The sequence below is a fragment of the Planctomycetota bacterium genome (assembly GCA_026387035.1).
In the GTDB taxonomy this organism is placed as follows: Bacteria; Planctomycetota; Phycisphaerae; order FEN-1346; family FEN-1346; genus JAPLMM01.
Genome location: JAPLMM010000259.1, coordinates 1 through 4,908 on the forward strand (window position 1 = coordinate 1; position 4,908 = coordinate 4,908).

Below are 4,908 nucleotides of genomic sequence, written 5' to 3' on the forward strand. Positions count from 1 at the left end.
GGAACCCACGAGGCCCAGCAGGGCCCCCAGCGGGCAGAGGTTCCGGCACCAAAACCGTTTCTGGTAGGCCTGTACGAGAAGGACCGCCAGCAGCAGGGCGACGAACGTCCATCCCCATCGCGTCGCGGCCCACCGGCCGCCTTCCTTGAAATTGGCGTCGTCCGAAATCAGCCGGTGGGCGCGGGCCCAGTCGTACGCCCCGGCCGCGCCCGGCATCTCGGCCTTCTCAGCCGCGACGAGCGCGGTTTTCCCGGCGTCCTGGGCGATCGGCACGAGCGCCGTCCCGAACGACCGGGTCATGATGGAGATCGGGTCGAACCAGCCGTACACGCCCAGTCCGAAGACCGCGAGCACCAGCAGGGCCGCCAGCAGGCCGTATTTCACCTGCCTGAGGCGAGGGGCCGGGTTGGCCGACCGGTCGCGCCGGCGGAAGAGGAGTTTGTCGGCCACGTCCTGGAGGGTTCCGAGGGGGCAGATCCATCCGCAATATGCCCGCGGCGCGAGGAGCGACAGGCCGACCACCGCCAGCGCTGCCAGGAGCGCCGTCGCGAACGCTCCCGCAAGCGCCGCGCCGACGAGGACCAGCGGATCGGAAATCAGGAACAGGCGCGCGAGCCACGGATGGGCTGACACCGCCGACCCGCGGACCGTCCAGAGGAGCAGGCCGAGAAAGAGCGCGAGCAACAGGAGTTGAACGGTGACGCGCGCGATGTGCAGCGGATGTGGCCGTACGCCCTGCTTGGCCATTACGTTGACGCTCTGGTTTTGGCGTTGAGAAGAAGGGGATTCACGACGCTTCCTTGAACGAGATTCCAACCAGGCTGGCCTGTGTTACCGGACCCTTCCCGCCGAGTCGTTTGCTCGCATCGAGTATCTCGATGCCGGCGAGCCGGCCCTCCGCATCCAGGTCAAGAAAGAGTCCCTCGCGCAATTCCCTTGTGGTTACGGTGGTTTCTCGGAACGTGATGGTGATCGCGTCCACGTCGCGGTCGTAGATAATCTTCATCGGGCCGTCTCCGTCAGAAGTAATAGGTGATTACGGTCACCACCACGATCTCGTCCGGTTCCTCAACAAAAAACGGTCGGACCCTCTTCGTAGCATATCGTCGGCCATTCCAGTGTTATTATACGGGAAATCCAACCGGCACTCCATTCTGTTTCCTTCGGCCCGTTGCCAGGGAGCCTCGCGAATGGCTCGCCGGACCTCGGCGGCTTCAAAGCCTCTTGTGAGGGCGTAGCGAGCGGCATGTTCGGAGAGACGTATCGGCTTGGCGGTCTCTTCGCCCATTACGCCGCCACCTCAATGCGGCTCGGGTCGGCCACGCCCAATCCCGCCGCCGCCCCGAGGGCGATGCACTCGACGGCCGCGAGGTCGTGATGCCCCTTCGGCCAGGGCAGGTTCGACGGGTCGGCGGCCCAGGCGTCGACCGTCACCGCACTTGTGCCGCACAGAATCCTGCCGCCCGGGACGACGTATTCGGCGCGCCCGCCGCTGGGCCCGTTCGAAATCATGACGCGCGTGGCGTCGAGGATGTTGAACGTCGGCCGGACGACGACGTTCAAGTCCGCCAGGTTCTGATGAATGCCCTGGTGCATTTTTCCGCGGTTCCCGCCCTGGGTTCCCATCAGGTTCTTCATGCAGAGCGTCACGTGCGCCAGGTTGTGGACCTTGGCGACGGCGATGTTGATGAACACGTCGGCCGCCAGCGCGTCCTCGTAGATCAGCCATTCCTTCAGGTTCTTCACGCGCGGGTCGTCGAACTGCACGGTGCGGAAGCGGTGGCTGGCGCAGACGACGACCTCGGCCCCGGCGCGCCGCGCCGCCGACTCGACGCCGCTGAACTCGTAGCACTGCGAAGCCGTCCCCACCGCGTTGTCGAAGACCTTCACCTGCCGAGCGCCGGCCTCGCGGCACAGGGTGACGACCCGCGCGACGATGTCCGGGTGGACGTTGGCGCCCATCTCGGGCGGCTGGGCCCACGACATGTTCGGCTTGATGACCACGAGGTCGCCCTTCCGGACGAACGTGCGCACGCCGTCCGGCCCGCACAACTTCTCGATGGCCGTCTGGACGCCGGCGCCCGGGTCGGCCGGCTTCTCGGCAAGGCCGATGCGATTTTTCCAGGCTTCGGCCTGCGGATGAGGCCGGGCCCGCATCCTTTCGGCCTGCGGTTCTTCCGCGCGGCTTTCGTTGCCGAGAGAGGCCGCCGCCCCGCATGCGGCCGCGCCCGCGCCCCGCAGAAATGTCCGCCGTGTCAGGTGCCACGTCATGTTCGTGCTCCTATCTGGCGTCCTCGACTCCCGCGTCCAGGGCTTCGATGAATCCGCGGACGATCTCGACCAGGTTGTCGAGGGGGAACGGTTTGGCCAGATAATCGTCCACGCCGAGTTGCTCGGAGAACTGCTGGTGCCGCTGACCGCCTGTGCCGGTCACCATGCAGACGAGAGGCCGCTTGCCCTTCATCTCGCGTTTGCCTTTGATCCGCTGGAGGATGAGGAAGCCGCCGCGCTTCGGCAGCATGATGTCGAGGACGACGATGTCGGGCTTTTCGGCCTCGATCGTGTCGAGCGCCTGCTGGCCGTCGCCGGCCGTCAGAATCGTCTGCCCCAGTTCCCCCAGCGACAGGACCATTGTGCTGAGGATATCCGCATCGTCGTCAACGACGAGGATCTTGTACTTGCCGGCTGTTTCGTTCGCCATGATGGACCCCTTCCGGGAAACGCTGGCCACCCCGTTATTCTACGACCGACCGATGCCCGCCGTCAACCAAAGCCTCCGAAATCAGAACCGACTCCGTGGATTCGCAGCGCGCCGGCCGGTTCCTAAGAACCGGCTGCGAACAGCCGCTCTGCCGCACGCACGCCGCACTTCTGGTACTCGGCGTAAGCGGCGGCGGCGTTTCGGCAGACGGTCTCGGCCGGGTCGCCCGCCGCCCAACTCCGAATGATCGCGTCCAGCGTGTACGCTTCCGGCGCCATGAAACCGGTCGTCGTGACGATCGGCTGGGCGCCCGCCTTGCGGAGCGGCTCGAGGAAGTAGTCGCGGCTCTTGCACGCAAGGACCACGGCCGCGGGATGCCTCTCGCCCATCGGCGACGGGTACGATTCCAGTTGCATGTCCATCAGCCCGTTGTGGCCGACGAAGCAGACGAGGTCCACGAGGCCGCCACTCTTTCCCGCCGCGTCCTCGAGGAAATCCGTGAGGGCCTCTTTCATCCGGGCGCCGTCGTAAGCGTGAAAAGCAACGTACACGGTGGGGCCGGGTCCCCGGCTCGCGAACCCGCACGTTTCCAGGACGGCGTCATGCTCGAACCGGGCGATGCACGGCGTGGCCGCCCAGTGCGGCGACTTCGAAAAAAAGGTCTTCACGCCGTACGCCGCGCCCCAGTACAGGTTGTTTGCCGGGTCCTGCCCGTTGCCGAGCGCGGCCGGCACCTTCACGATGCCCTGGTGGGCGTTGTCGCAAAGGGCGACGAAAACCGCGACGGCCTTGTAGTCGCGGAGAGGCGCGGGAGGCTTCGGCGCGGGCGGGGCCGGCGAGGTAAAGTGTTCACCCGTTGCGGGGTTCTCGGCCGCGGGCGGCGGCTCCGGTCCGCTGCAACCGGCCAGCACCATCCCAAGGCCGACGAGCGCCGGGAGTATCCGTATCGAGAGGCGGGCCATGAATGTCTTTCGGTTGGGTGAGCGGCCGCCGTGGCCGCTCGGACGGGCTAGCCTCAGCCCGGCTTGCAGCCGGCGCACACGGAGACGAGGACCAGGAGGGCTCCCACGAGGGTCATCAGGCACCAGCGGGCAATCCGCATCGCCAGGCTCCTCCATTCGTGCCCCGTCATCATCGTAGGCCCGCCGCGGCGGCCGTCAAGGGCGGAGCCCGGCCTTCATCCGCCGCCCAGCGCCCTGAGGCCGCCCGCTCCCCACACGATGATGGCCGCCAGCACCAAGCCCAGGCAGACGAGGTGCGTCAGGATAAAGGTCGCGTTCGCCAGGTCCTTGTTCAGGCCGAAGAGGTTGGCCATGAGAACCGAGTACAGGGCGGTCGGCATCGCCGCCAGCAGCAGGCAGACATAGAGCGGCACGCCCGAGAGGCCCAGGAGGAGGGCCGCGCCGAGCATCAGGGCCGGGCTCAGGAGAAACTTCAGTGCCGCCGTCCCGAGCGCCGGTTTCCAGAACGCCGGCAGCCGGCGCGCCTCGACCGTCAGCCCCACGCCGCCGAACTGAAGGAAAATCCCCAGGACCATCAGGCCGTCGATGACGCGCCACCGGCGGATGGCCTCCGGCGGCGCGACGCCCCGTACGTTCAGCACGAGGCCCAGCGTCACCATATATAGAGGAAGGCTCCGGAGGTCCGTCAGGCTCCGGAGGAGCACGCCGGCGGCGTAGCGCCAGGCCGGCGGCTTCGGCGCACGTGTGGCACGGCCGGCCTTGCCCGGCCGTGTCCCGGCGCGCCGGGACTGAAGGGGCTGGCCGTGTGAGGCGCACGGCGGGGCAAGACCCGCCGTGCCACCCCTCATCGCAGGTTTCTCGCGGGCCGCCCCTGCCGCACGCTCCCCGTAGTGCCGCGCGATCGGAAAACAGAAAAGGAAGGCGTAGAACGGCCACATCATGCAGAACATCTGTTCGAGGGCGAGGCCCTGGATGCCCCAGAGGGCGAAGCACAAGGCCCCACCCAGCGTGTAGCCGATGTTCCCCATGCCGCCCTGAAGGCCGAAGACGGCCCGGTCCTGGGGCGGCAGGCGCAGGCGCCGGCCGATCTCGAGGCCCGCGAGGCTCGTCGCCACCGCGACGATCGCGCCGGCGACGGGCACCTTCCAGACGTCGGGCTGGATCGCGAGGTACCAGACCGCCAGCCACGCGATCGGGGCGTCGCACCCGATGATGGCCGCGCTCATCAGGCGCGGGGCCCACTCG

Annotated in this window: 6 protein-coding genes; all 6 read right to left on the reverse strand. The window is 67.6% G+C overall.

Annotated features, from left to right (window positions below; all coding sequences use genetic code 11):
• Positions 1 to 747, reverse strand: a 747-nt coding sequence (locus tag NTX40_09840) for a 4Fe-4S binding protein (protein ID MCX5649378.1), incomplete at its 3' end; no start/stop codon positions are given.
• 40 nt (positions 748 to 787) lie between these two features.
• Entirely contained in the window at positions 788 to 1,006 is a 219-nt protein-coding gene (locus NTX40_09845) for a DUF2283 domain-containing protein (protein ID MCX5649379.1), read from the reverse strand.
• Between the two features lie 281 nt (positions 1,007 to 1,287).
• Positions 1,288 to 2,271, reverse strand: a complete 984-nt coding sequence (locus NTX40_09850; protein ID MCX5649380.1) for a DUF362 domain-containing protein — start codon at positions 2,269 to 2,271, stop codon at positions 1,288 to 1,290.
• A gap of 10 nt (positions 2,272 to 2,281) precedes the next feature.
• Positions 2,282 to 2,701 (reverse strand): response regulator, encoded by a 420-nt coding sequence (locus tag NTX40_09855; protein MCX5649381.1) that lies wholly within the window; start codon positions 2,699 to 2,701, stop codon positions 2,282 to 2,284.
• 122 nt (positions 2,702 to 2,823) lie between these two features.
• On the reverse strand, positions 2,824 to 3,663 hold the full coding sequence (locus tag NTX40_09860) for a hypothetical protein (GenBank protein MCX5649382.1): 840 nt from the start codon (positions 3,661 to 3,663) through the stop codon (positions 2,824 to 2,826).
• Between the two features lie 215 nt (positions 3,664 to 3,878).
• The coding region (locus NTX40_09865) for an AEC family transporter (protein ID MCX5649383.1) at positions 3,879 to 4,908 on the reverse strand (1,030 nt) is incomplete at its 5' end.

Coding starts and splice junctions, on each gene's coding strand:
- NTX40_09845 (MCX5649379.1), bottom strand. CDS start 1,006: ATGAAGATTATCTACGACCGCGACGTGGACGCGATCACCATCACGTTC.
- NTX40_09850 (MCX5649380.1), bottom strand. CDS start 2,271: ATGACGTGGCACCTGACACGGCGGACATTTCTGCGGGGCGCGGGCGCG.
- NTX40_09860 (MCX5649382.1), bottom strand. CDS start 3,663: ATGGCCCGCCTCTCGATACGGATACTCCCGGCGCTCGTCGGCCTTGGG.
- NTX40_09855 (MCX5649381.1), bottom strand. CDS start 2,701: ATGGCGAACGAAACAGCCGGCAAGTACAAGATCCTCGTCGTTGACGAC.